27 protein-coding genes are annotated in these 25501 nt (G+C 70.2%); 16 read left to right on the plus strand and 11 right to left on the minus strand.

What is annotated here, in order from left to right:
• Window positions 1-15 precede the first annotated feature (15 nt).
• Both cysS and rlmB read left to right on the plus strand, forming a co-directional pair.
• On the plus strand, window positions 16-1461 hold the full coding sequence (gene cysS / locus G6N49_RS26940) for a cysteine--tRNA ligase (RefSeq protein ID WP_011857194.1): 1446 nt from the start codon (window positions 16-18) through the stop codon (window positions 1459-1461).
• Window positions 1462-1463: 2 nt separating this feature from the next.
• A complete protein-coding gene (gene rlmB / locus G6N49_RS26945; RefSeq protein ID WP_011857193.1) occupies window positions 1464-2408 on the plus strand; it encodes a 23S rRNA (guanosine(2251)-2'-O)-methyltransferase RlmB in 945 nt (314 codons plus the stop codon).
• A gap of 10 nt (window positions 2409-2418) precedes the next feature.
• Here the strand turns inward: rlmB and G6N49_RS26950 are convergent, their stop codons facing one another.
• Complete coding sequence (locus tag G6N49_RS26950) at window positions 2419-3183, minus strand: SGNH/GDSL hydrolase family protein (protein WP_011857192.1); 765 nt, start codon at window positions 3181-3183, stop codon at window positions 2419-2421.
• A 75-nt stretch (window positions 3184-3258) separates the two neighbouring features.
• On the minus strand, window positions 3259-4494 hold the full coding sequence (locus tag G6N49_RS26955) for an SLC13 family permease (protein WP_011857191.1): 1236 nt from the start codon (window positions 4492-4494) through the stop codon (window positions 3259-3261).
• Between the two features lie 99 nt (window positions 4495-4593).
• Between G6N49_RS26955 and G6N49_RS26960 the strand changes: the two genes are divergently transcribed.
• Window positions 4594-5616 (plus strand): glycerophosphodiester phosphodiesterase family protein, encoded by a 1023-nt coding sequence (locus G6N49_RS26960; RefSeq protein WP_011857190.1) that lies wholly within the window; start codon window positions 4594-4596, stop codon window positions 5614-5616.
• Between the two features lie 4 nt (window positions 5617-5620).
• On the opposite strand, the gene G6N49_RS26965 is transcribed toward G6N49_RS26960, so the two are convergent.
• Window positions 5621-6541, minus strand: coding sequence for an MBL fold metallo-hydrolase (locus G6N49_RS26965; protein ID WP_011857189.1), 921 nt, complete (start codon window positions 6539-6541; stop codon window positions 5621-5623).
• Between the two features lie 87 nt (window positions 6542-6628).
• Entirely contained in the window at window positions 6629-7816 is a 1188-nt protein-coding gene (gene mrf, locus G6N49_RS26970; protein WP_011857188.1) for a ribosome hibernation factor-recruiting GTPase MRF, read from the minus strand.
• 101 nt (window positions 7817-7917) lie between these two features.
• Here mrf and rpmB point away from each other — a divergent pair, with 101 nt between their 5' ends.
• Window positions 7918-8154: a 50S ribosomal protein L28 gene (rpmB, locus tag G6N49_RS26975; RefSeq protein WP_011562108.1), complete on the plus strand. Its 237-nt coding sequence runs from the start codon at window positions 7918-7920 to the stop codon at window positions 8152-8154.
• Window positions 8154-8318 (plus strand): 50S ribosomal protein L33, encoded by a 165-nt coding sequence (gene rpmG / locus G6N49_RS26980; protein WP_011857187.1) that lies wholly within the window; start codon window positions 8154-8156, stop codon window positions 8316-8318. Before rpmB ends, rpmG begins: the two co-directional genes overlap by 1 nt.
• A 206-nt stretch (window positions 8319-8524) precedes the next feature.
• Here the strand turns inward: rpmG and G6N49_RS26985 are convergent, their stop codons facing one another.
• The gene (locus G6N49_RS26985; protein ID WP_011562106.1) at window positions 8525-9736 is read right to left on the minus strand and encodes an MFS transporter; all 1212 of its coding nucleotides are present in this window, start codon (window positions 9734-9736) and stop codon (window positions 8525-8527) included.
• Between the two features lie 91 nt (window positions 9737-9827).
• Here G6N49_RS26985 and G6N49_RS26990 point away from each other — a divergent pair, with 91 nt between their 5' ends.
• The gene (locus G6N49_RS26990) at window positions 9828-10151 is read left to right on the plus strand and encodes an ArsR/SmtB family transcription factor (RefSeq protein WP_011562105.1); all 324 of its coding nucleotides are present in this window, start codon (window positions 9828-9830) and stop codon (window positions 10149-10151) included.
• On the opposite strand, the gene G6N49_RS26995 is transcribed toward G6N49_RS26990, so the two are convergent.
• On the minus strand, window positions 10144-10908 hold the full coding sequence (locus G6N49_RS26995; protein WP_011562104.1) for a LamB/YcsF family protein: 765 nt from the start codon (window positions 10906-10908) through the stop codon (window positions 10144-10146). The genes G6N49_RS26990 and G6N49_RS26995 overlap by 8 nt on opposite strands.
• A gap of 5 nt (window positions 10909-10913) precedes the next feature.
• A complete protein-coding gene (gene aztA, locus G6N49_RS27000; RefSeq protein WP_011562103.1) occupies window positions 10914-11573 on the minus strand; it encodes a zinc ABC transporter ATP-binding protein AztA in 660 nt (219 codons plus the stop codon).
• Window positions 11574-11644: 71 nt separating this feature from the next.
• Here aztA and aztB point away from each other — a divergent pair, with 71 nt between their 5' ends.
• The 4 genes from aztB to aztD are packed head-to-tail and all read left to right on the plus strand — an operon-like array spanning window position 11645 to window position 15517.
• The gene (gene aztB / locus G6N49_RS29640; RefSeq protein WP_011857186.1) at window positions 11645-12367 is read left to right on the plus strand and encodes a zinc ABC transporter permease AztB; all 723 of its coding nucleotides are present in this window, start codon (window positions 11645-11647) and stop codon (window positions 12365-12367) included.
• Window positions 12361-13584 (plus strand): YncE family protein, encoded by a 1224-nt coding sequence (locus tag G6N49_RS29645; protein WP_011857185.1) that lies wholly within the window; start codon window positions 12361-12363, stop codon window positions 13582-13584. Before aztB ends, G6N49_RS29645 begins: the two co-directional genes overlap by 7 nt.
• Before the next feature lie 40 nt (window positions 13585-13624).
• Window positions 13625-14314 (plus strand): metal ABC transporter substrate-binding protein, encoded by a 690-nt coding sequence (locus G6N49_RS27015; RefSeq protein ID WP_225891891.1) that lies wholly within the window; start codon window positions 13625-13627, stop codon window positions 14312-14314.
• A gap of 33 nt (window positions 14315-14347) precedes the next feature.
• Entirely contained in the window at window positions 14348-15517 is a 1170-nt protein-coding gene (gene aztD, locus G6N49_RS27020) for a zinc metallochaperone AztD (protein ID WP_011562099.1), read from the plus strand.
• Window positions 15518-15523: 6 nt separating this feature from the next.
• Here the strand turns inward: aztD and bluB are convergent, their stop codons facing one another.
• Entirely contained in the window at window positions 15524-16168 is a 645-nt protein-coding gene (bluB, locus tag G6N49_RS27025) for a 5,6-dimethylbenzimidazole synthase (RefSeq protein ID WP_011768385.1), read from the minus strand.
• Between the two features lie 32 nt (window positions 16169-16200).
• Here bluB and G6N49_RS27030 point away from each other — a divergent pair, with 32 nt between their 5' ends.
• From G6N49_RS27030 to G6N49_RS27050, 5 genes are all read left to right on the plus strand, one after another.
• Window positions 16201-17037 (plus strand): sulfurtransferase, encoded by an 837-nt coding sequence (locus tag G6N49_RS27030; RefSeq protein ID WP_041925174.1) that lies wholly within the window; start codon window positions 16201-16203, stop codon window positions 17035-17037.
• 109 nt (window positions 17038-17146) lie between these two features.
• Complete coding sequence (locus G6N49_RS27035) at window positions 17147-18043, plus strand: metal ABC transporter solute-binding protein, Zn/Mn family (protein WP_011857181.1); 897 nt, start codon at window positions 17147-17149, stop codon at window positions 18041-18043.
• A complete protein-coding gene (locus G6N49_RS27040; RefSeq protein WP_011857180.1) occupies window positions 18030-18803 on the plus strand; it encodes a metal ABC transporter ATP-binding protein in 774 nt (257 codons plus the stop codon). The genes G6N49_RS27035 and G6N49_RS27040 overlap by 14 nt, the downstream gene beginning before the upstream one ends.
• Entirely contained in the window at window positions 18800-19666 is an 867-nt protein-coding gene (locus G6N49_RS27045; RefSeq protein WP_011857179.1) for a metal ABC transporter permease, read from the plus strand. Before G6N49_RS27040 ends, G6N49_RS27045 begins: the two co-directional genes overlap by 4 nt.
• Before the next feature lie 30 nt (window positions 19667-19696).
• Window positions 19697-20797 carry an Rv3575c family transcriptional regulator gene (locus G6N49_RS27050; RefSeq protein ID WP_011857178.1) on the plus strand — a complete coding sequence of 367 codons (1101 nt, stop codon included), beginning with the start codon at window positions 19697-19699 and terminating at the stop codon, window positions 20795-20797.
• A 3-nt stretch (window positions 20798-20800) separates the two neighbouring features.
• Here the strand turns inward: G6N49_RS27050 and G6N49_RS27055 are convergent, their stop codons facing one another.
• The 3 genes from G6N49_RS27055 to kstR are packed head-to-tail and all read right to left on the minus strand — an operon-like array spanning window position 20801 to window position 23148.
• Window positions 20801-21730 (minus strand): phosphotransferase, encoded by a 930-nt coding sequence (locus G6N49_RS27055; RefSeq protein WP_011857177.1) that lies wholly within the window; start codon window positions 21728-21730, stop codon window positions 20801-20803.
• A complete protein-coding gene (otsB, locus tag G6N49_RS27060; RefSeq protein WP_011857176.1) occupies window positions 21717-22487 on the minus strand; it encodes a trehalose-phosphatase in 771 nt (256 codons plus the stop codon). The genes G6N49_RS27055 and otsB overlap by 14 nt, the downstream gene beginning before the upstream one ends.
• 4 nt (window positions 22488-22491) lie before the next feature.
• Window positions 22492-23148: a cholesterol catabolism transcriptional regulator KstR gene (gene kstR, locus G6N49_RS27065; protein WP_011562090.1), complete on the minus strand. Its 657-nt coding sequence runs from the start codon at window positions 23146-23148 to the stop codon at window positions 22492-22494.
• Window positions 23149-23346: 198 nt separating this feature from the next.
• Here kstR and G6N49_RS27070 point away from each other — a divergent pair, with 198 nt between their 5' ends.
• Window positions 23347-25500: an acyl-CoA dehydrogenase family protein gene (locus G6N49_RS27070; protein ID WP_011857175.1), complete on the plus strand. Its 2154-nt coding sequence runs from the start codon at window positions 23347-23349 to the stop codon at window positions 25498-25500.
• Window position 25501: the final 1 nt, after the last annotated feature.

The raw sequence follows: 25501 nt of genomic DNA on the forward strand, positions 1-25501 counted from the left end.
GTAAGCTGGCACGTCGTGACCGATCGCGCTGATGCCGACCGGCCGGCGACGTCGCCGACGGGTCTGCGCCTCTACGACACCATGACGGGTGCCGTGCGTGACTTCGTGCCGCTGCGCGACGGCCATGTGTCCATCTACCTGTGCGGGGCGACCGTTCAGGGGCTGCCGCACATCGGCCACGTCCGCAGCGGGGTGGCGTTCGACGTGCTGCGCCGCTGGCTGACCGCCAAGGGGCTCGACGTGGCGTTCATCCGCAACGTCACCGACATCGACGACAAGATCCTCAACAAGGCCGCCGACGCGGGTCGGCCGTGGTGGGAGTGGGCGGCGACCTACGAACGCGCTTTCAGCGCGGCCTACGACGCGCTCGGTGTCCTGCCGCCCTCGGCCGAACCGCGCGCCACCGGGCACATCACCCAGATGGTCGAGTTGATCGAGCGGCTGATCGACCGCGGGCACGCCTACACCGGCGACGGTGACGTGTATTTCAACGTCGCCACGCTGCCCGACTACGGCAAGCTCTCCGGACATCGCATCGACGACGTGCACCAGGGCGAGGGCGTCGCGACCGGGAAACGCGATCAGCGCGACTTCACGCTCTGGAAGGGCGCCAAACCGGGGGAGCCGTCCTGGCCCACCCCGTGGGGCCGGGGACGGCCGGGTTGGCACACCGAATGCGTCGCCATGTGCGAGGCGTACCTGGGTGCCGAATTCGACATCCACGCCGGCGGTATGGATCTGGTGTTCCCGCACCACGAGAACGAGATCGCCCAGGCCGAGGCGGCGGGTGACGGGTTCGCCCGCTTCTGGCTGCACAACGGCTGGGTCACCATGGGCGGCGAGAAGATGAGCAAGTCGCTCGGCAACGTGCTCTCGATTCCCGCTGTGCTGCAACGTGTTCGGGCCGCCGAGTTGCGGTACTACCTGGGCAGTGCGCACTACCGGTCGATGCTGGAGTTCTCCGAGACGGCGCTGCAGGATGCGGTCAAGGCCTACGCGGGTGTCGAGGACTTCCTGCACCGCGTCCGCACCCGCGTCGGCACCGTGGTGCCCGGCGACTGGACGCCGAAGTTCGCCGCCGCCCTCGACGACGACCTGTCGGTGCCGATCGCGCTGGCCGAGGTGCACGCCGCGCGCGCCGTGGGCAACCGGGCGTTGGACTCCGGCGACCACGAGACTGCGATGACGCAGGCCCGCTCGATCCGCGCCATGATGGGCATCCTCGGGTGCGACCCGCTCGACGAACGGTGGGAGTCGCGCGACGAGACGTCGGCGGCGCTGGCCGCGATCGACGTGCTGGTCCGGTGGGCGCTCGACAGCCGCGCCGAGGCCCGGAACCGCAAGGACTGGGCGACCGCCGATCAGATCCGTGACCGGCTCAAAGAAGCCGGCATCGAGGTGACCGACACCGCCGACGGTCCGCAATGGTCGCTGCTCGACGGCGACAGCAAGGATGTCTGACGATGGCGGGTAACTCGAAACGCCGTGGCGCGGTGCGCAAAGCAGGCACCAAGAAGGGGCCGACCGTCGGTTCGGGCGGCGTGCGCCGTCGCGGGCTCGAAGGTCGCGGCGCCACACCGCCGGCCCATCAGCGGCCCAACCACCCGGCGGCCAAACGCGCCGCGAAGGCGGCCAAGCAACAGCAGCGGCGCCCGGCCCGCAAGACCGACGAGACCGAATTGGTGCTCGGCCGCAACCCCGTCGTCGAGTGTCTGCGCGCCGAGGTGCCGGCCACCGCGTTATACGTCGCGATGGGCACCGAGGCCGACGAGCGGGTGACCGAGGCCGTCCAGATCGCCGCTGACAGCGGGATCTCGATCCTCGAGGTGCCGCGCTCGGATCTGGACCGGATGAGCAACAACGCCCTGCATCAGGGACTGGGTTTGCAGGTACCGCCCTACGACTACGCCCACCCCGACGATCTGCTCGCCACGGCGAAGGCCGACGGCGCTCCCGCGCTGCTGGTCGCACTGGACAACATCTCCGATCCGCGCAACCTCGGCGCGATCGTGCGCTCGGTGGCGGCGTTCGGCGGCCACGGGGTGCTGATCCCGCAGCGCCGCTCGGCGTCGGTGACCGCGGTCGCCTGGCGCACGAGTGCCGGTGCGGCGGCACGACTTCCGGTCGCCCGGGCCACCAACCTCAACCGCACGCTCAAGAGTTGGGCCGACGGGGGCCTGCAGGTGGTCGGCCTCGACGCCGACGGGGACACCACGCTCGACGAACTCGACGGCACCGGCCCGGTCGTTGTGGTGGTCGGTTCGGAGGGCAAGGGGTTGTCGCGGCTGGTCCGCGAAAACTGCGATGCGGTGGTGTCGATCCCGATGGCCGGTCCGACCGAATCGCTGAACGCCTCGGTGGCCGCCGGGGTGGTGCTCGCCGAGATCGCCCGCCAGCGCCGCAGCTGATCGGCAAGCGTCAGATCACTTTCGTCAGCGCGGTGGATTTCGGTGCCACACCGGCTCCGGGCGTGATGCGCCGCAGTCGCCGGACCGCCCACGGGGCCGCGAACGAGGCCGCCCAGCGCAGGTTCTCCGTCACGGTGGCGGGCCTCGTGGGAGTGGCGACGAATCTCGACGACGGCGCAGCCCACCCGTTCTCCGTCGTCAGGGAGTCGAAGACGCGCGCCGCCATCACCTCGTGCCCCAGCGTCGAGAGGTGCACGCGATCGTGGTCCCACAGCCGCGAATCCCGGAACTCGTCGAAGCGCCAGAAGTCGATCAGCCCGATCCCGAGGTCGTCGGTGATGGCGCGCAGCAGCTCGTTGTAGATCGCGGCCCGTCCGCGCAATCCGCCGAACAACGGTTTGGCGCCGAGATCCGGCGCGGTGAAGGCGAATACGGCGGCGCCGGTCTGCTGCAACGACTTCAGCCCGTCGGCGTAGCGTTCCATCATCGCGTCGACGTCGAGGCTCAGCGCCATCAGATCGTTCATCCCCGCGTAGATCGAGACCAGATCGGGCTCCATCAGGGCGGCGGCCGGCACCTGATCGGTCACGATGTCGGCCATGACGCGGCCGCGTACGGCGAGGTTGGCGTACCGGAAGTCGGCGTCGTCCGCCGCCAGGCGGGCGGCGAGGCGGTCGGCCCACCCGCGGACTCCGTTCGGGCTGACCGGGTGTGGGTCTCCGATGCCCTCGGTGAAGGAATCGCCCAGCGCGACGAATCTGCGGAACGGCGCCACAGTGTTCGATTGTCCGCAGGATCGCCGCGGTGCGCTCGTCGCAGCGCCCGACCAGTGGGTGAACTCAGCGGATCATCAGGTGAACAGCGCAAGACCGGCCCACAGCCCGAACACCGATGCGACCAGTGTGAGCGGCACCGTGCACAACCCCACCCGGCTGAACTGCAGCACTCCGGCGGGGATGTTCTCGCCACGAACAATGCTGCGCCACAGCAGGTTCGCCAACGATCCGACGTAGGTCAGGTTCGGGCCGACGTTCACCCCGATCAGCACCGCCAGCACCGCTGCGGGACCGACACCGGCCACCAACGGCAGCAACAACAGCACCGCAGGCAGGTTGTTGACGATATTCGACAGCACCGCCGCAACGGCCGCAATGCCCAACAGCGCCACCAGGCCGTCACCGGCCGGGAGCACCTCTCGCATCGCGTCGTCGAGGCCGTGCACCATGACCGCCTCGACCACCACACCCAGACACAGCACGAAGGCCAGGAACGGCACGTTAGCCGACCGCACGATTCCGGCGAGGGTGCTGCGGCGCTGCGCGAGGCTGCGGACGCCGAGGACAACCGCACCGGCCAGTGCCGCCCAGGCAGGCGACATTCCCAGCAGCGAGGTGACCGCGAATCCGCCGAGCGTGAGTCCGAGGACCACGAGGACGAACAGTGGCAGTTCCGGGGCGGGCACGGTCGTGTCGGGCGCCGGGACGGCTGCCAGATCGTTCCGGAAAAGCGCTCGCAGCAGGATGTATTCACCGATGATCGCCGCCAGCCACGGCAGTGTCATCAGCGCGGCGAAGTGGGTGAACGACAGGCCGGCGGCGGTGAATGCGAGCAGGTTGGTCAGGTTGGACACCGGCAGCAGCAGCGAGGCGCTGTTGGCCAGGTGGGCGGTGGCATAGACGTGCGGCGCGGCGGGGATGGACAGGGTGCGTGCGGTCGCGAGCACCACCGGCGTGAGCAGGACCACGGTGGCGTCCAGGCTCAGGATCGCGGTGGTGGCGGAGGCGACGACGAATACGACGGTCAGCAGCCGCCGGGGATCGCCGGCACCGCGGCGGGCCATGAGCACCCCGGCCGCGTGGAACAGACCCTCGTCGTCGCAGAGTTGCGCCAGCACCAACACCGCGGCGAGGAAGCCGACGACCGGCGCCAGCCGGGTGATCTCGGCGACCGCCTCGTCGACCGACAGCGCCCCGGTGGCGATGAGCAGGCCGGCGGCGGGCACCGCGGCCACCGCTTCGGGCCACCCGCGGGGCCGCGCGAGGGCGAACGCCAGCACGACGACGAGCAGCAGTAGCGCGAGAAGCAACCGCAGGTCCTTTCCGACTGCCGAACATTCGATGACGAATCGATCCGCGGTGCCGCATACGCATGTCGGCGCCTGCCTCGCTCGCTAACCTCGACCATCATGCGCCGAGCCGCGTCTCTCCTCATGCTGACCGCCGTGTTGGCGTGTTTGCACACCGTGCCGAGCGTCGCCGCCGACCCGGTCCATCTCGACCTCCAGTCGCACCGGGGTGGGCGCGGCGAAACCACCGAGGAATCGCTGCGCGCATTCACCAAATCCCTCGAGCTCGGCGTCAGCACACTCGAACTCGACGTGGTGATCACCGCGGACCGCCGGCCGCTGGTCTGGCACGATCCCCGCATCGAGTCGACGAAGTGCAGCGACACCGGACCGGCCTTCCCCAGTGATCCGCAGTACCCCTACGTCGGCGAGCTGGTGCACGACCTCACTCTGGCCCAGATTCACACGCTCGACTGCGGCAAGCGGCTCTCCGACTATCCGGCCGCCGAGGTGGTGGCGGGGAACAGGCTCGCGGTGCTGCCGGAGGTCTTCGACCTCGTCGACGCGTACGGCGCCGACACCGTCCGGTTCAACATCGAGACGAAGGTCGAAGCCGGCAACCCGGAGCAGTCCGCGACCCCGCAGGAGTTTGTCGACGTCATCCTGGCCGCCGTGCGGGGGGCCGGCATGCTCGACCGCGTCGAGATCCAGAGCTTCGACTGGCGCACCCTGCCGCTGGTGCGGCAGCAGGCGCCGTCGGTGCCGCTGGTGGCGCTGTGGGACGACACCACCTGGGTGCCGGGCTCGCCCTGGCTGGCAGGGGTGGACCCGGCCGTGGTGGGTGACCCGATCGACGGCGCTGTCTCGGTCGGCGCGACCATCCTCTCCCCGGGCTACTCGGTGCCGTACGGCCAGACACCGTCGGACCCGGGATTCCGGCTGGTGGCCGACCGCGCCTTCACCGACCGCGCCCACGCGCGGGGTCTGAGGGTGGTGCCGTGGACGATCAACGATCCCGGCGCCATGCGCGCGCAGATCTCGGCCGGCGCGGACGGGATCATCACCGACTATCCGACGCGGCTGCGCACGGTCATGGCAGACCTGGGCATGCCGCTGCCGCCGGCGTACCCGCGGCCGCGCTGAGCCCTCAGGCCCACGGGTCGGCGCGCTGCCACAGCTGCGGCAGATGCAGTGGCACACCGTCGATCTCGGCCAGCCGGGTCAGCACCCGCATCGTGGCGTCGAGGTCGTCGGCCACGTACGGCAGGGCGCGCAGCGGCCGGTGCAGCGGCCGGAAGAAGTCATCCCAGTGGATCAGCACCACCCGGCGGGCGCCGACCGCACGCACGGTCTGCTCCCAGTAGTCGCGCAGGTAGGCCTCCGGTTGGCGGCCGAGCTGACCGACACCGAGGTAGACGACGTCCGCGCGGGTGCCGTGCAGCGCTCCGGGGACGAATCCGGCGCTGCCGACGATCAGCAGGGTGTGCGCCGTCGGCCGGTGCCGGAGCAACACCGACCACGCCTCACCGCACCGGTAGGCCGACGCCCTGGCCGGCGGTGTCACCGGCGTTGTGATGGCGCCGGGGAAGCGGTCGGGTGGGCAGTGCCCGGATTCGACGAGGGTCAGATCGTAGGCCCCGGCGGTGATGGTCGCCCCGGAAGTGACTGTGTTGATCCGACTTTCGGGCAGTCCGTGGCCCCGGCCGAGCAGCGCGGCCGACGCCCCGCCGATCAACACCGCGCCGGTGCGCTCGGCGACAAGGGCGGAGTCGAGTGCATGATCGAAGTGGGTGTGCACGGGCAGCACGGCGTCGAGCCGGCCGATGCGCAGCCGGGCCAGGCAGCCGTCCACCCGGGGCGCGGACGGGGCGATACGGCGCAGCCCGACCGAGGCCAGGCTGGGGCGCGAGAAGAAGCCGTCGGTCATCAGCGCCGACGAACCGTCGTCGATGAGCAGTGTGGTGACGCCGGCCCACGTGACCGTGAGCGCGGAATCCGGGGTTGCGGCAGGGACGTCGAACCGCTGGACGTGATCCTGCAGCTCGGGACGTCCCGGTCGCAGGCGCATGCGCCCACTTTAGGCGCAACGGTCAGCGGTAGACGCGGACGCCGTCGGGAGTCTCCCACTTGATGGTTGCGCGAGCTGGTCTCATCGTCACTCTCCTTCGTGTCGTTGCGAAGCCGCGGGCGTCGACTCGTCGACCTGGTCGCACGGGTCTTCGTGCCAGTCGCCGAACGGGTCCTCGTACGCCGTCCACGTCTCGGGCCGGGTCAGCTCGTCGTCGGTCAGCAGCGCGCCCGACAGCGCGCCGGTCACGGTCTGCGGGTCGGCGCCGCACGCCAAGAGGGTCAGGGCGATGTGACGGTCGCCGAAGCGCTCGTCCCAGTGCAGCGCGGCGAGTGCGACCCGCTCCGGTGCGGCGTAAGCCCGTTGGTTCGGGCTCATCGCCGCCAGCCATTCACCGGCGTGCCCGACATGCAGACCGCCACCGGCCGATTCGATCCACACGACCGCATCGGGCCGGCTGGCCAGCCACGCCCGCCCGCGGATGCGCACCACGCCGTCGAGCAGATCGTCGATCGCCCGATGGAGCCGCTGCGGGTGAAACGGTCGGCGCGCGTTGAACTCGACGATGGTCACGTCTCCGTCGGCGCGCAGCGGCGGTTCGCCGGCCAGCAGCGCATCGTGCGGGCTGTGGCCGCGTCCGCGGCGCGCATCGGGTTCGAGGTTGCGCACGGCGGTGGCGAACTGGTCTGTGCCGACGGTGATCCGCGCGCGCGGGGTCAGCCGGCGCAGCACGGCCAGTGTCCTGCGTTCCGGTTCGGTGAGCACCAGCACGTCGGCGAACTCGGCCTGGCCCACGACCACCTGTGCGACCGTGCGGTTGTCGTCGAGGTCGTCGTCGCCCAGCGCCTGCGCCAGCCACACGGCAGTGTCCACGGTCGTCACCACGGCATCGATCGCCACGTCACGACTCGCCGGACCGTCGATGTAGCCGGGTCCGACGTGGACGGCGATGTTCTCGATCGCCCAGCAGACGGGTTCCGGTTCGAGCCAGGGTGCGAGCTGCACGACGATGCGGGTGACGTCCTCCCGGCGGTGCAGATTCCGCAGCAAGACAAGCAGATCGCCACGGGTGGTGCAGCCCACGCAGCCTTTCAGGAGCTCCAACGGCCACTCCGAGACGAGCACCCGCTGGTGACGGTGGGTGGCCACGGTGCGGACCACCACGTGCCCGTCCAGGCGGTGGCTGACCACCACGGTCCCCGGTTCGATCATCAGGACGTCACACACCGCGTTCGACTGGCCCTGTCCGGCAACGATGATCACCGGAGTACGCATCGCGCCTCCCCTTGTTGAGAACGATTGTCAATAACTGGACCCGTACGTTACAGTCCCGATCGAGCATTGTCGAAAATGGTTTTCAATAAGGGAGATATGCCTTGTCCGCGCACTGCCAGGTCACCGGCCGCTCGCCCGGTTTCGGAAATCGGGTGTCGCATTCACACCGTCGGACGCGACGGCGATGGCGTCCGAACATCCAGACCAAGACCTATTACGTGCCGTCCGAAGGCCGTCGGGTCACGCTGCGGGTCAGCGCCAAGGGCATCAAGGTCATCGATCGCGACGGCATCGACGCCGTCCTTGCGCGCATCCGCCGACAGGGTGGGAAAATCTGATGGCGCGCAACGAGATCCGTCCGATTGTCAAGCTCAGGTCGACGGCGGGAACGGGATACACGTATGTCACCCGTAAGAACCGGCGCAACGACCCGGACCGTCTGATGCTCAAGAAGTACGACCCGGTGGTGCGCCGCCACGTCGACTTCCGGGAGGAACGCTGACGGCGACCAAAGCGAAGATCGCCCGCAACGAGCACCGCCGAGGCCTGGTGGCGCACCGCGGTGAGCTGCCCGGTGTGCGGAAAGCGAGTTGGTGAGCCGATGGCGAGGAAGAAGGCGCCGAAACGGTCTGTGCCGCAGAAAGAACCGGCGCGTCAGAAGAGTGATCCGCTGACGGCGTACAACGTCACGGAGATCGGCGGGCGGCGTCAGTAGGCTTCGGCGGCAGCGGCTCTGGCGCTACGCATACCCGCGACGGCCGCACCCACGCAGGCAGTGGCCACCGCGACGGCGAACCACGGGAACACCACCACGAGTTCCCAGGTGGTCGCCGCCCACCCGGCGAGCAGCGTCGGGACCGCCATCGCCGTGTACGCCGCCAGGTAGAACGCCGACATGGTCTCACCGCGCCTGCCGGCGGGGACCACGTCGGACAGGTGGCGCAACGAGCCGCCGAACCCGAGCCCGAATGTCGCACCGAGCAGCGCTGCCGCCACGAACACCAGCGGCCACTGATGGCTCAGCAGCACCGGGATCGTGAGCAGCAGTGAGAGCGCCATGCCGATGTCGCCGACGATCGCGGCGCGACGGGCCGGCACCCGCGTTGATGCAAGTTGGGCGAGCGCGGCGGCGAACGCCGTGGTGCCGACGACCGCGCCGCCGAAGACCAGGTTGTCGATATGCGTCTGCCGCGCCGCCAGCGACGGGTAGAGCGACAGCAACACGCCCAGCACCGACCAGGACGCCATGGCGCCCAGCGCGGAGAACCAGAAGTCACCTCTGATCTCCTGTGGCACCGCGGGTTTTGCGACGCGGATGCGGCCTCGCGTGCGTGCGATATGTGGTTCGCGCAGTGCCAGGAGACCGGCGCCGACGATGAGGCACAGCACCGCGACAACGGCGTAGGGCGTGCGCAGCGGATGCGGTGCGTACTGAGCCAGCAACGCCGATCCGAGGATTGCGACGGTCATCCCGATGTTGAAGCTCACGCCGCTGAGTTGCCCGGAGCGCACCCCGTGGTGGGGTCGCAGGTCGAGCAGTGCGGCGGCCCCGGCGACGACGATCGAGCCGACGGCGGCGCCGTGGATGGCCCGTGCGAGCAGCAGCAGGGCCATGTTGTCGGCGACGAGGAACACCCCGAGTCCGATCACCAGCGCCGCGAGGGCGGCGATCAGCACCGGCTTGCGGCCGACCACGTCGGAGATCCGGCCGGACACCAGCACCGCGCCGAGTGCGGCGATCGCGTACACCGCGAAAATGATCGTGGTGGCCAGCGGGGACAGATGCCAGTTCGCCTCGTACATGCCGTAGAGCGGCGCGGGTAGGCCGGAGACGCCGAGCGCGACCCCGCTCAGGACGAGCAGCAATGGGTAGGCCCAGCGCTGAGTATCGTCGCCGGTCGAACGGTCGAACGCCACCATCGCGTACCTTCGCAGTTTGACGGACATCGAACCTCATCGAGAGTACGCTCGGTTCGACGATCATCAAACTTGCGTGGTGAAGGACACTCTCATGACGGAAGGCATGACGACCGCCGTTCCCGTGGGGTCGGTTCAGCAGGTGTTGGCGGCACTCCAGGATCCGGTTCGCCTCGAGATCGTCCGGCGGCTGCACAACGCGGGCGCGCCTCTGCAGTGCGGTGCGCTCTACGACGGCATCAACAAGTCGACGGCCACCCATCATTTCCGGATCCTGCGCGAGGCCGGAGTGACCGAGCGGTTGGTGATCGACGGTCTGATCCATCAGCGGCTGCGGCGCGACGAGGTGGACGCCGCCATCCCGGGACTGCTCGACAGTGTCGTGCGGGGCGCGAACAGACAGGCCGGCGTCAGCTGAACGGAGCGAGGGTGACGCCCTCGGCGGTCAGCCGGTCGCGCACGGCCGCGGCGATGTGTACCGCACCAGGCGAATCCCCGTGCACGCAAATCGATTTCACCGCAATCTCGACCGTCGAGCCGTCGATCGCGGTGACGCGGCCGGCCGTCACCATCGAGATGACGCGGTCGGCGACCTCGTCGAGGTCGTGGATCACCGCACCCGGCTCACGCCGCGAGACGAGCTGTCCGTCGGGTTGGTAGGCCCGGTCGGCGAACGCCTCGGTCACCGTCTGCAGCCCCAATTCGCGCGCCTCGTCCAAGAACGCCGAACCCGGCAGCCCCAGCACCAGCAGGCCGGGGTCCACCGCATGCACTGCGGTGGCGACCGCGCGCGCCTGATCGCGGTGGGTGACGATCGCGTTGTACAGGGCGCCATGGGGTTTGACATAGGAGACGGTGGTGCCCGCGGCGGTCGCCAACGCCGAGAGCGCCCCGATCTGGTACATCACGTCGGCGGCCAACTCCTCGGCGGCCGCGTCGATGAAACGCCTGCCGAAGCCCTCGAGGTCGCGGTAGCTGACCTGGGCGCCGATGCGCACGCCGCGGGCGGCGGCCGCCCGGCACACGCGGACCAGCCTCGCCGGGTCGCCGGCGTGGAAGCCGCAGGCCACGTTGGCCGAGGTGACGATGTCCAGCATCGCGTCGTCGTCGCCGAGCGTCCACACCCCGTATCCCTCGCCGAGGTCGGCGTTGAGGTCGACGGACGAGGCGGACACGACTGTCAGCCTAGTGGGCCGAGGTCGATGCGGTGATCGGCCGCGCGGACGACCTCGGGATCGTGCGTGGCGGTGACCACTGTCGTCCCGTCGGCGGTCAACCGGCGCAGGTGGCCGATCACGAGGGCGCCGGTCGTGGCGTCCAATCCGGTGGTCGGCTCGTCGAGCAGCAGCAGCGTTGCCTGCTGGGCGAACACCTGGGCCAGCAGCACGCGCTGGCGTTGTCCCCCCGACAGTTCACCCACGCTGCGGTGCCGCAGCGCGGTCAGGCCGAACTCGTCGAGCCATCGGTCGACCACGGCGTGATCGGCGCGCGTCGGGCGCCGTAGCAGGCCGAGGCGCCGCCACCGGCCCATCATCACCGCCTCCGCGGCAGTGATGGGGAAGGAGTCGACGAGGTGGCTGCGCTGTACGGCGAGCGCCACATCCGCGGTGCCCGTGGCGACAACGCCGCCGGCCGGCCGCAGGACGCCGGCGAGCAGCCCCAACAGCGTCGACTTACCCGACCCGTTCGACCCGGTGACCGCGGTCAGGGCGCCGCGCGTGATGGACAGGTTCAGGCCCTGGAAGACGTCGGCGGCGGGGTAACCGAAGTCGACCCCGCTCACCGCGATCGGTGCGTCGGTACTCGTCGGTGGTAGCGATTTGTTGAAAATGATTTTCATTACTGCTAGTACTTTACGGCACGATCTCCTGGCTGACCGAACCGTTCGAGGCCGACGTCGTCGTCCGGGCCTTGGCGGCCGGAGTCGTCGCCGCCTGTCTGTGCGCACCCGTCGGTTGCTGGGTCGTGTTGCGCGGCAACGTGTTCCTCGGGGACGCGATGACGCACGGCATGCTGCCGGGCGTCGCGCTCTCGGCGCTGCTGGGGTTCGACGTCCTCGTCGGCGGATTCGTCGCGGCGGTGGCGATGGCGGTCGGGGTGGCCGCGATCGGACGCTCCTCGAAGCTCTCCTCGGACACCAGCATCGGGCTCCTGCTGGTCGGCATGCTCGCACTCGGCGTCGTCATCGTCTCGCGGTCGCAGAGTTTCGCCGTCGACCTCACCGGGTTCCTGTTCGGTGACGTGCTCGCCGTCCAGACCGCCGACCTCGTCACGCTGGGCGTCGCGCTGATCGTCACCCTCTCGGCGGTGGTGGTCGGCCACCGCGCGTTCGTCGCCGTCACGTTCGATGCCCGAAAGGCCGCCACGCTCGGCCTCCGCCCGGACATCGCGGTTCCGACGCTGACCGTGCTGGTGGCGATCGCGATGGTCGCGTCGTTCCACGTCGTCGGCACGCTGCTGGTGCTCGGCCTGCTCATCGCCCCGCCGGCCACGGCCCTGCTCTGGGTGCGGTCCATTCCGCGGGTGATGACGGTGTCGGCCGTGCTCGGTTCGCTCGCCGTGTATGTCGGCCTGCTGATCTCCTGGCATGCCGAACGGCCGGAGGGGCGACGATCGCCGGTGTCGCGGTGCTGATGTTCTTCGCGTCGACGGTGGCCAGGCGGATCGTCGCGAAGTGGAAGCCGGCGGTCCGGTCGATGGGTTCGGTCGCCGCCTCGGTGTGTCTGGTCACCGCGTGCTCAGGCGGTGCGGCTCCGCCGGCCGCGCCGTCCGCCGAGGGCCCGGGCGACGAGGTCGTCGTCGAGGGCGCACGCGAACTCGACGGGCCGCTCACCCGGCTCGTCCTCGTCGATCCGGGGTCGGGCGCCACCGCGGTCTACGACGCCGTGGACGAAACCGAAACGCCGATAGGCGAGTTCGGGCCGGTGGCAGCGGTCGGCGGTGACGGCCGCTTCGCATATCTGGCGACGGGCGACCGCACGACGATCGTGGACGCCGGTGCATGGACCTTCGACCACGGCGACCACTACCACTACTTCGCCACCGATCCCGCGGTCGTCGGGACCCTCGACGGGGCGGTGGCTTCGGTGAGTGCGAACAACTCGGCCGCGGCCATCGAGACCACCGGCGGTGCCGTCGACGTACTCGACCGGGACCGCCTCGGCGAAGGGGCGATCGACGCGGCGGCAGTCACGGTCGACGGTGACGTCACCGCGGCGGCCCCGCTCGGCGGCCGCGCCGTCACGGTCGACAGCGCCGGCCGGGTGCGCGCCGCCGACGACGGCGCACCCGTCGACGTCGACGCCGAATGCCCCGGGGCGACATGGGCGATGGCCACCAGGCGCGCGGCGGTGTTCGGTTGTGCGAGCGGAGCGCTGCGGCTGACCGACGGTGGGGCGACACCGACCGCGACGGCCATCCCGTTCCCACCGGATGCGCCCACGCCCCGGCCGGCCGCCATGAGCCACCGCGATCGCGCCGACGTGTTCGCCGGGATCGCCGCCGGGCAGGTGTGGGTGCTCGACAGCAGACAGCAGAAGTGGGTGCTGATCCCGGCGCCCGACGCGGTGGCCACCAACACCGCAGGCGACGGCACGGTCCTCGTACTGCACCGAGACGGCACGCTGGCCGCCCTCGACGTCGCGACCGGCACCGAGACCGCGCGCATCCCGTTACTCGACAACGTCAGCACCCACGGCCCGACCCCGGTCATCGAGATCGACTCCGACCGCGCGTACGTCAACAACGCCGCCGAACGCGAGCTCTACGAGATCGACTACGCCGACGGCCTGCGCATCGCCCGGACACTGCGCACACAGGTGTCACCGGGTCTGATGGTGACCGAACGCTGACCCGCACTCGTTCGCGCCCTCCGCGCAGGAGGCCGCCGCACTGTCGACCGCGAGCCTCATCGTCGCCAACGGCCTGGGCCTCGAGGAGGGGGTGGCCCGGCACGTGCAGACCGCCGCCGACGCCGGTGTGCCGACGTTGACGCTCGGCGACCACCTCGATCCGATCCGCTACGCACAGGGCGACACCGCGGGCGCACCGGATCCGCACTTCTGGATGGACCCGCAGCGGATGATCACCGCCGTCGACGTGATCGAGCAGGCCGTCAGCCGGGCGGTCGACGGGGTCGACGTGGCGGTGGTCGCGCGCAACGCCGAACGCTACCGCGCCGAACTGCGGGCGCTCGACGGGTCGATGTCGCTGAAGTTCAACGCGATCACCGAAGGCCGCAGGAAGCTGGTCACCAATCACCACGTGCTGGGCTACCTCGCCGACCGGTTCGGCTTCCAGGTCATCGGCGCCATCGTGCCGAGCGGCACCACGCTCGCCGCGCCCAGCCCGTCTGACCTCCAGTCGTTGGCCGGCGCGATCCGTTCGGCCCGGGTGCCTGCGGTCTTCGTCGACTCGTCGCAGCCCGAGCGGCTGGCACACGTACTGGCCGAACAGGCCGGGGTCCATGTGCGGATCGTGGCCCTCTACACCGAATCTCTCGGTCCACCCGGCACTTCGGGCGCGACGTACCTCGACATGATGCGCGCCAACGCCGACGCCATCGTCAACGGCCTGAGCTGAACGCCGGCCATGAAGAAGTTCGGAGGAAGCAGTATGACAAATCCGCGGTGGATGTACCGGCTCGGCGCGACGACGGCGACCGTCGCTGCACTGGCGGGGTGCTCGGACGGCGGTTCGCCCGCACCGGAGACGCAGGGTCAGGCGATCGGCGAGCCGCTGGTGGCCACCTACGACGGCGGCCTCTACGTACTCGACGGTGACACCCTCGAGGTGGAACAGGACATTCCGCTCGACGGATTCCTGCGCGTGAACCCGGCGGGCGACGGCGCCCACGTCCTCGTCACGACCGCCGATGGGTTCCGCGTCCTCGACGCCGCCCGCGGGCAGTTGACCGAAGGGACGTTTGCCGCCGCTGACCCGGGACACGTTGTGTCCCACGGCGAACGTACGGTGCTGTTCGCCGACGGCTCAGGTGAGATCACGGCGTTCGACCCGCACGAACTGGGCGACGGACTACCACCGGTCGAGAAGTCCGCGACGCCACGACCACACCACGGCGTGGCCGTGCTACTCGCCGACGGCACCCTGGTGCACAGCATCGGGGACTCGGACACCCGCACCGGTGCGGTGGCGCTCGACGGAGAGCGTGAGATCGCGCGCAGCGCGGACTGCCCCGGCATCCACGGTGAGGCGGTCGTGGCGGATGAGACCGTGGTGTTCGGCTGCGAGAACGGCGCGCTGGAGTACGCGAACGGCGCATTCACGAAGATCGCGGGTCCGACCCCGTACGGCCGGATCGGCACGGTCAAGGGACGCGCGGATTCACCTGTCGCGCTCGGTGACATGAAGGTCGATCCGGATGCCGAGTTGGAACGGCCCGGACAGTTCGCGCTGATCGACACGTCCACCGATCAGCTGCGGTTGGTGAATCTGCCCCCCTCGGTGAGCTATTCGTTCCGCTCGCTGGCCCGCGGCCCGCAGGCCGAGGCGCTGATCCTCGGCACCGACGGGATGCTGCATGTGTTCGATCCGGTGACGGGCGAACCGGTCAAAGCCATCCGGGTCGCCGAACAGTGGACCGAACCCGACGACTGGCAGCAGCCCCGTCCGACGGTGTTCGCGCGGGAGGATGCGGTGTACGTCACCGACCCGGCGACCAGGCAGATTCACCTGATCGACCTTCAGGCCGGCAGCGTCACGGCGTCGGCGACGCTCGAACAGGCGCCCAACGAGCTCAGTGGGGCCGTCGGCCACGACCACTGACGTCGTTCAGTCCCAACGGTTCTCGGTGACGAACTCGGCCAGTGGACGGCCCAGCGCCCACCGGTCGAGTTCGAGGACGGGGCGGTCGGGAAAGTCCGGTACGGGTCCCAGGCAGAGCACCGCGACGGGTTCGGCGCCGTCGGGCATGCCCAGCAGGCCGGCGAGGCGGCGCGGGTCGAAGATCGACACCCACCCCATGCCGAGCCCTTCGGCGCGCGCCGCCAGCCACATGTTCTGGATCGCGCACGACACCGATGCGAGGTCCATGTGCGGCAGTGTGCGCCGTCCGAAGACGTGACGTTCGCGGCCGTCGCGCAACGCGACCACGAGCAGTTCGGCGCAGTCGAGGACGCCTTCGACCTTGAGTGCCAGGAACTCCTCGCCGCGTGGGCCGAGCGCCTCGGCGGTGTGATGCCGTTCCTCGTCGACCAGGGCGTGGATGTCGCGCCGCAGGGCGGGGTCGGTGATGCGGATGAACCGCCACGGCTGCATCAGACCGACGCTCGGGGCGGCGTGCGCAGCGGCCAGCAACCGGGCGAGCACCTCGTCGGGCACCTTCTCGCCGGGGACGAACCGCCGCATGTCGCGGCGTTCGGTGATGGCGCGGTAGACGGCGTGGCGTTCGGCGTCGGTGAACGCGTGGTCGGTCACAACGCTCAGGGTAGGGATGCGACGATCGAGGCGTGACACGCGCCGACGTCTTGATCACCGTGGGGGAGTTGGCCGAGCTCCTCGCCGCGGGCCGTCCGGTCACCCTCCTCGACGTCCGTTGGCAGCTCGCGCAGCCCGACGGGCGCGACGACTACGCCGCCGGGCACCTGCCGGGCGCGGTCTACGTCAGCCTCGAAGACGAACTCTCCGACCACACCGTCACCGGCCGCGGCCGCCATCCGCTTCCGTCGGGCGCCGCGGTGCAGGCCGCCGCCCGCAGGTGGGGTGTGCGCGACGGCGTCCCCACCGTCGTCTACGACGACTGGAACCGCGCGGGTTCGGCGCGCGCGTGGTGGGTGCTCACCGCGGCCGGTGTCGCCGACGTCCGGATCCTCGACGGCGGACTGGCCGCCTGGACCGCCGCGGGCGGAGCGCTGGAGGCCGGCGCGGTCACCGCGTCGCCCGGCGATGTGACGGTGCTCCACGACGATCTCTACCGCGGCGCGTTGCCGACCCTGACCGCCGGGGAGGTGGCGACCTTCGACGGCGTGCTGCTCGACGCGAGGGCGCCCGAACGGTTCCGCGGTGAGGTGGAACCGGTCGATCCGGTGGCCGGCCACATCCCCGGCGCCGAGAACGTCCCCAGCACGGCCCTGTTGACCGCCGCCGGCACGTTCCGGCCCGCCGCCGACCTCGCCGGCGTCCTCGACCGGGCCCGCGGGGACGCCGGTGTGTATTGCGGCTCGGGTGTCACGGCGGCGGTCGTGGTCGCCGCGCTGCGCGCCGCGGGCGTGCAGACCCGGCTGTTCCCGGGGTCCTGGTCGCAGTGGTGTGCCGATCCGGCGCGGCCGGTGGCGACCGGCGACTGAGCCGGCTCGGATCGCACCTGGAAATGCAAACCGTTATCATTAACGGGTGCGACTGAAACTTCGACGTGTGTTGACGACCGGTTTTGCGGCGGCCGCCGTGCCCCTCGCGATGACCGCCTGCTCGGGAGGCGGCGATTCGGCGGCGCCGAGCGAGCAACCCGGCGGTGAGTGCCCGACGGAGCCGGTGTCGGTGGTGGTCAGTGTCGACCAGTGGGGTGGCATCGTCTCCCAGCTCGGCGGCCAGTGCGCGACGGTCTCCACCGTGGTCGCGAGTTCGTCGGTCGACCCGCACGACTTCGAACCCGCACCCAAGGACGCGGCGCTCTTCGAGGGTGCGCAACTGATCGTCGTCAACGGCGGCCACTACGACGAGTGGGCCTCCAAACTCGCCGAGGGATCGGCACCGGACGCACCGGTGATCGATGCGGCCGAGGTGAGCGCAGAGGCTGCCGACGTCGGCGCGGACATGCACGCTGCGAACCCGCACATCTGGTACAGCCCCGCCGCGGTGACGGCGGTTGCCGATGCGGTCACCGCGGAGCTCGGCAGGCTCGCACCCGATGCGGCGGACTACTTCACCGAACGTCAGGCCGAGTTCGGCGATGCGCTCGCGCCCTACCATCAGGTCATCGGATCCATCAAAGCCACGGCCGCAGGCAAGACCTACGCCGCCACCGAGAACGTCTTCGACGACATGGCCGCCGCCGTCGGGCTGACGAACCGCACCCCGCCCGGCTACCAGGCCGCCGCCGCGAACGAGAGCGACCCCTCACCGGCCGATCTGGACGCGTTCCTGCGCCTGCTGAGCGACCGCGGCGTCGACGTCCTCATCTACAACGTGCAGACCGAAGGGTCTGTCCCACAACAGATCCGGGCCGCCGCCGAACAGGCGGGAGTGCCCGTCGTCGAGGTGACGGAGTCCGTGCCGCCCGGTGCCGCGTCGTTCCAGGCCTGGCAGGTCGACCAACTCTCGGCGCTGGCCGAGGCGCTCGGTGTCGGCGGCTGAGCCGGCGCTGACGTTCCGCGACGTCAGCGTGGTCAGGGGGCGTCACACGGTCTGGTCGCAGGCCGACTTCGACGTTCCCGCGGGCGGTGTCGTCGCGGTCATCGGCAGCAACGGCGCGGGTAAGACCACCCTGCTGCAGGTGGTGCTGGGCCTGCTGCCGCCGTCGACCGGCCGGGTCGAGGTGTTCGGCAGGCCACCGGGTGCGCTCAACGGCCAGATCGGTTACGTCCCACAGAACTACGGTTCGAACGCCGGTGAGGCGATCCGCGCCCGCGATGCGGTCATGCTGGGTCTCAACGGACACCGGTGGGGTCTGGGCCGGGCCTCGCGCGAGGACCGTGAGCGCGTCGACAGGGCGTTGGCCGCAGTCGACGCGACGGCGATCGCGGACCGGCGCCTGTCCCAACTGTCCGGCGGCCAGCGTCAGCGTGTCGCCCTCGCCGAAGCGCTGGTCGGCCGCCCGAGGATGCTCATCCTCGACGAACCGCTGGCCGCACTGGACATGCGCAGTCAGCACGAACTCGTCGCGCTGGTGAAGACGGTCAACGAGCAGTTCGGGGTCACCGTGCTGGTCGTGGCGCACGATCTGAATCCGCTGCTGCCCATCCTCACCGGGGCGATCTACCTGCTCGACGGGCATCCGCACTACGACACCCTCGACGGGGTGGTCGACGACACACTGCTCACCCACCTGTACGGCGCCGCTGTTGAAGTGGTGCACACCCCGCAGGGCGATCTCTACGTGCGGAGGATGCGGTGACGACCTCGCTTGTGGCGCTCTCCTACCAGGACAACTGGTGGCAGATCCTGACGTCGGCCTTCATGCGCAACGCACTGGTGGGCGGCACCATCGTGGCGTTGGCCGCCGGGCTGATCGGATACTTCGTCGTCGTCCGCAACACCGCGTTCGCCGCCCACGCACTCGCCCACATCGGTCTGCCCGGCGCGACGGGCGCCGCCCTGCTCGGACTCCCGGTGGCACTGGGACTCGGGGTGTTCTGCATCGGTGGTGCACTCGTCATCGGCGCGCTGGGGCGGCGGGCGGCCGACCGTGAGGTGGCGACGGGGACGGTGCTGGCCATGGCGACGGGGCTCGGATTGCTGTTCAACTCTCTGGCGACACGCAATTCGAGCACGATGACCAACGTGTTGTTCGGCAATCTGCTGGCGATCACCGGCGAGCAGATCGTGTCGTTCGCGGTGCTGCTCGGCGTGTTGGCGGCGGGTATCGGCGTGATCTACCGGCCGCTGCTGTTCACCTCGGTCAACGCCCAGGTGGCCGACGCCAAGGGCGTACCGGTGCGCGGCCTTTCGGTGGTGTTCATGGTGCTGCTCGGTCTCACGGTGACGATGGCCGTACAGGCGGTCGGGACGCTGCTGCTGTTCGCGTTGGTGGTGACGCCCGCCGCGGCGGCGATCATGCTGACCGCGCGCCCCGCGGCGGCGATCGCGCTGTCGACGGCGGTGAACCTGGTCGCGGTCTGGTTCGGCCTCGCGCTGTCGGCGATGTTCAACGCCCCACCCAGTTTCATCATCGTGACCATCGCGTGCGGGGTGTGGGCGGTGGTGTGGGCGGTCGAACGCGGCCTGCGGTCGTCGGCCGACCGCGTGCTGGTCACCTGACGGCGCCCGCATCGGCTAACGTGGCAGAGCATGTCCAGGAGTGCGGAGCCGCGGCGCCATGCGACCCTGGCCTCGCTCGCCGCGGAACTGAAGGTCAGCCGCACCACGATCTCCAATGCGTACAACCGGCCGGACCAGTTGTCGGCCGAACTGCGCGAGCGAATCTTCAGCGCCGCCAAACGCCTCGGCTACCCCGGCCCCGATCCGGTGGCCAGATCGCTGCGCACCCGCAGGGCCGGTGCGGTCGGGCTGATGATCACCGAACCGCTCAACTACTCCTTCAGCGATCCGGCCGCACTGGATTTCGTTGCGGGCCTTGCGGAATCGTGTGAGGAGGCCGGCCAGGGGCTGCTCCTGGTCGCCATCGGGCCGAACCGCAGCGTGGCGGACGGTTCGGCCGCCGTCCTGGCCGCCGGCGTCGACGGTTTCGTCATCTACTCCGCGAGCGACGACGATCCGTACCTTCCGGTCGTGCAGCAGCGGCACCTGCCGGTGGTGGTGGTCGACCAACCCAAAGACGTCCCCGGCACCTCCCGCGTGGGTATCGACGACCGCGCGGCGATGCGTGAGTTGACCGAATACGTTCTGGGCCTTGGCCACCGCGACATCGGACTGCTCACGATGCGGCTCGGCCTGGACCGGCCCGACGGCGATCCCCGCCCCGCCGTCGCCCATCCGGACCGGCTGCGGACACCGCACTTCCACGTTCAGCGTGAGCGCATCGGAGGTGTGTTCGACGCGATCGCCGCGGCCGGACTCGATCAGCGCGCGGTGACGGTCGTCGAGAGCTACGAGCACCTGCCCACTTCGGGCGGCGCGGCCGCCGAGGTCGCGCTGGCCACCAACCCGCGGCTGACGGCGCTGATGTGCACCGCCGACGTGCTCGCGCTGTCGGCGATGGACCATCTGCGCTCGCGCGGCATCTACGTCCCGGGACAGATGACGGTCACGGGGTTCGACGGCATCCCCGATGCGGTGCGCCGCGGACTGACCACGGTCGTCCAACCGAGTATGGAGAAGGGGCGTCGCGCGGGAAGGCTGCTGCACCAGCCACCCCGTAACGGTCTGCCCGTCGTCGACATCCTCGACACCCGCATGGTGCGCGGCCGCACCGCCGGTGCGCCCGCCTGACCGCTACCCGCTGCGGGCGCGCCACAGGTCGACCGTCGGGGCGAGCGCATCGACGAGCATCGGCAACTGCGGCGCCATCGCCAGGCAGGCCACCGCGGCGAGCAGACCCGCCGACTCGGTGAGCGCGACCACCCGGTCGTCGAGTGTGCGCAGACCGAGTTCGGTGGCGGCCGCGTCGTAGGCGGCCCGGCCCTCGGGTCCGACCATCGCGAGGTCCGACTCCACCGCGCCCAGCGTCACCGACTCGAAGTCCGACCAGTATTCGCCGGTGGGTGTGACGATCATGTTGTGAAACGGTGCGTCGCCGTGGATCGGCTGGACGTCGACGCCGGGAAACGCCGACTCGAACGCCGCGCGCGACGTCAGTATCGGCGCGATTCGGTCCCAATCCCGTTGTGCCCGATGCAGATCAGCTCTGGCGAGCAGGTCCGGGTGGTGTTCGAGTTCGGCCAGGGCCGCGGGAATGTAGGTGTCGAACTGCGTCCAGAACCCCAGCCCCTCACCGGGGTAGTCACGCAGCGCGGCATGCAGCCGCGCCGTCGACGCGCACCGTTGCGGCCAGTCCGGCTCGGCGTCGGAGACGGCGTCCAGATACTGCCAGAAGGTCATCGAAAAACCGTCGCGGACAACGGGTTCGCGTGGCACCAGGGGACTGGGCGGCACCACCGGGAAGCCGCGGTCGGCCAACCAGCCCGCGACCGCGAGTTCGGCTTGCTGCTGAGCCGTCTGCCGGTCGGGGCGGGCTCGCAGCGAGGGCGGCAGCACCGTCGGAACCCGCACCGCCACCGGCGCGGGCGCCAGGTGCACGATGACGGAGAAGACGTCGTAGAGCACACGCGGCTCGTCGACGTGCAGACCGAGGTGGCGTCCGGCGGAGGCCGCCGCCGCGACGGCCCGCGTGGTCCGCGCGGTCAGCTCGTCAGGAGTGAGCACGACGCCGCACGGCCAGCAGGTACTCGAGCACCTCGGCCACGTCGCGGGGTTCGTCGACCCGGTACGCCGCCGCGGTGTCGCCGGGGCCGACCTTCACACCGATGTCGCCGTCGCGCATCCGGCGGAACGCCTTCTCGTCGGTGACGTCGTCGCCGAGGAACAGCACCGCCGAGGCGTCGTGCTGATCGCGCAGGATGTCGACGGCCTGTCCCTTGTCGGTCTGGATGACGGCGAACTCCTTGACCGCCTTGCCGTCGGTGACCTGCGCATCCCACCGCGCGGCCGCCTCGTTCGCGCGGTGCATCGCCGCTTCACCGTCGTCGGTCGAGGCGTTGCGCACGTGCAGCGCGACACTGGCGGGTTTGAGTTCGGTTGTCACACCGGCGTATTCGGCGGCGATCTCGTCGAGGGTCTGTTTGATCTCGACCAGCAGTGCTTCGGCTCGCTCATCGATGGGGGACAGGAACCCGGTGTCGAACTCCGCTCCGTGGCTGCCGACGAGGTGCACACGGCCGGACACCCCGGAGAGTTCCTTGAGCACGCCCAGTGCGCGGCCGGAGATCAGCGCGACCGTGGTGGCGGGCAGCGCAGCCAGTTCCTCCACCGCGGCCGCCGACGCGGGCAGCGGACGGGCGTCGGCGGGGTTGGACACGATCGGCGCCAGCGTGCCGTCGTAGTCACAGGCGATCAGCAGACGCGGAAGTCGTGCGGCGCCGTCGAGCGCCTGGCGGAGATCTGTCGGTACGCCGTCGGCCACGCGTTCAGATCTTAGGGCGGTCGCCGTCGCCGATGAGCAGCCGCACCGCCAAATCGAGCCGTTTGCTCACGTCGGTCGCCGAGGCGCGGCGGGTCAGCCACGCCAGCAGGTTCGACAGCCAGACGTCGGAGATGACGCGGGCGATGTGGTACTGGTCCTCGGTCGGTTCACCGTCGCTCATCGCGCGCGCGAACATCGAGTCCATCAGCTTTCCGACGTGATCGACCTCACCGGCGGCGGACGCGTCGGCGAACACGAACGCCCGCGTCATGGCCTCGGTCAGCAGCGGGTTGCGCTGCATTGCCCGGTTGAGCTTGCCGACCATGAAGTTCAGCCGCTGGTACGGCGTACCGCCGGCGAGCGCGGCACGGTCGGTCTTGGCGTCGATCCGCTCGAACTCGCGGCCCAGCGCCGACACCAGCAGGTGCACCTTCGACGGGAAGTACCGGTAGAGGGTGCCGACGGCGACGTCCGCGCGTTCAGCGACCGCGCGCATCTGCACCGCCTCGTAACCGCCCTTCGACGCGATCGCGAGGGTCGCGTCGAGGATCCGCTTACGCCGCTCCCGCTGCGCCTCGGAGCCGAGTTCGGATTCCGCGAGTACCGCCACGTTCATCACCTCGCGTGGCCGAGAACCCGAGCTGCTTGCTGGCGACGACATGCCGTGTGATGCTCCTTCATCGTGCGTATCCCCCCAAAACGATACGCATGCCGGGCTCCGTTTTCTCGCCTCAGCCCTGGTGGCGTCGGCCACGTGGGCTGCTGCGATGCCGGTCGACTTGACGGTCGAACACTGTCACCATTAGAACACGTTCTAGTGAGGAGTATGGCCTTCTCACCCGAGGCTAGGAGTCCGGAAATGACCCAGTCAGTGCTGTCGGGGTCCGGCCCCGGTACCGACGAGCAGTTTGCTGCCCGGGAGATGGTGCGCGATTGGGCCGCGGCGTCGCGGGCGTCCGAAGCCGCCCGCGAGGTCGAGCAGGGCGATGCGGACGCCTGGCGCCGGGCGTATTCGGGCCTGGCGGAACTCGGCATCTTCGGGGTGGCGATCCCGGAGGATCAGGGTGGCGCCGGCGGCACGGTCGCCGACCTGTGCGCGATGGTCGACGAGGCCGCCGCGGCCATGGTGCCCGGACCGGTGGCGACGACGGCGCTGGCGACGCTGGTGGTCGCCGACGCCGACCTGCTGGAGGCGCTGGCGTCCGGGGAACGCACCGCCGGCCTCACGCTGACGGCGGAGCTGACCCTCGACGGCGGGACGGCCTCCGGCGTCGCGCCGCACGTGCTGGGCGCCGACCCCACCGGGCTGCTGCTGCTGCCGGCCGGTGATGCGGTCGTCCTCGTCGACGCGACCGCCGACGGGGTGACGGTCGAACCGCTGACCGCCACGGACTTCTCCCGTCCGCTGGCCCGGGTGGTGCTCGACAACGCAGCCGTCGTCACGCTCGACGTCACCGCCGAGCGGCTGGCGGATCTCACCGCGACACTGCTCGCCGCCGAGGCGGCCGGTCTGGCCCGGTGGCAACTGGTCACCGCGACCGAGTACGCCAAGGTGCGCGAACAGTTCGGCAAGCCGATCGGCAGCTTCCAGGCGATCAAGCACATGTGCGCGGAGATGCTGCTGCGCGCCGAGCAGGTCTCGGTGGCCTCGGCGGACGCCGCCCGCGCCGTCACCGAGGGCGACGAGCGGCAGCTGAGCATTGCGGCCGCGGTCGCCGCGGCCGCGGGGATCGACGCGGCGGAGGCCAACGCCAAGGACTGCATTCAGGTGCTGGGCGGTATCGGGATCACCTGGGAACACGACGCACACCTGTATCTGCGCCGGGCGTACGGGATTTCGCAGGCCCTCGGTGGCCGCTCGCGGTGGCTGCGCCGCATCGCGGACCTGACCCAGCAGGGGGTGCGTCGCGAGTTGCGGATCGACCTCGACTCGGTCGAGGGGCTGCGGCCCGAGATCCGTGCCGCGGTCGCCGAGATCGCGAAGCTGCCTGCCGAACAGCGTCAGCCCGCGCTCGCCGAGGCGGGTCTGCTCGCGCCGCACTGGCCGAAACCGTTCGGCCGGGCGGCGTCGGCGGCCGAGCAGCTGCTGATCGATCAGGAGCTCGCCGAAGCGCAGGTGCAGCGGCCCGACCTCGTGATCGGCTGGTGGGCAGCGCCGACGATCCTCGAACACGGCAGCCCCGAGCAGATCGAGCAGTTCGTCCCCGCCACCCTGAGCGGTGAGCTGTCCTGGTGCCAGCTGTTCAGCGAACCGGGTGCCGGCTCGGACCTGGCCGCACTGCGCACGAAAGCGGTTCGGGCCGAAGGCGTGTCCGCGAGCGGCACAAAGAGCTCCGGTTGGCGGCTGACCGGGCAGAAGGTGTGGACGTCGGCGGCGCACAAGGCGCACTGGGGAGTCTGCCTGGCGCGCACCGATCCGGACGCCCCGAAACACAAGGGCATCACGTACTTCCTCATCGACATGAAGAGCCCGGGCATCGTGATCCGCCCGCTGCGCGAGATCACCGGCGACGAACTGTTCAACGAGGTGTTCTTCGACGACGTCTTCGTGCCCGACGAGATGGTCGTCGGAAAGGTCAACGACGGGTGGCGGTTGGCGCGCACCACGCTGGCCAACGAGCGGATCGCGATGGCCGGCGGCACCGCGTTGGGCAACCCGATGGAGGAGCTGCTGCGCACCGTGGCCGAACATGGGCTCGACGCGGCCGATCAGGACCGGCTCGGCCGGCTGATCCTCACCGCGCAGGTGGGCTCGTTGCTCGATCAGCGGATCGCGCAGAAGGCCGTGGGTGGGCAGGACCCGGGTGCGGAATCCAGCGCCCGCAAGCTGATCGGCGTGCGGTACCGGCAGGGGCTGGCGGAGTTCCGGATGGATCTGTCCGACGGGGCAGGCGCCGTGGTCAACCAGCAGGTGCACGACTTCCTGAACACGCGTTGCCTGACCATCGCTGGCGGCACCGAGCAGATCCTGCTGACCCTGGCCGGCGAGCGTCTGCTGGGCCTGCCCCGGTAGG

Origin of the sequence: Mycolicibacterium monacense (assembly GCF_010731575.1) — a bacterium.
Classification (GTDB): Bacteria; Actinomycetota; Actinomycetes; order Mycobacteriales; family Mycobacteriaceae; genus Mycobacterium; species Mycobacterium monacense.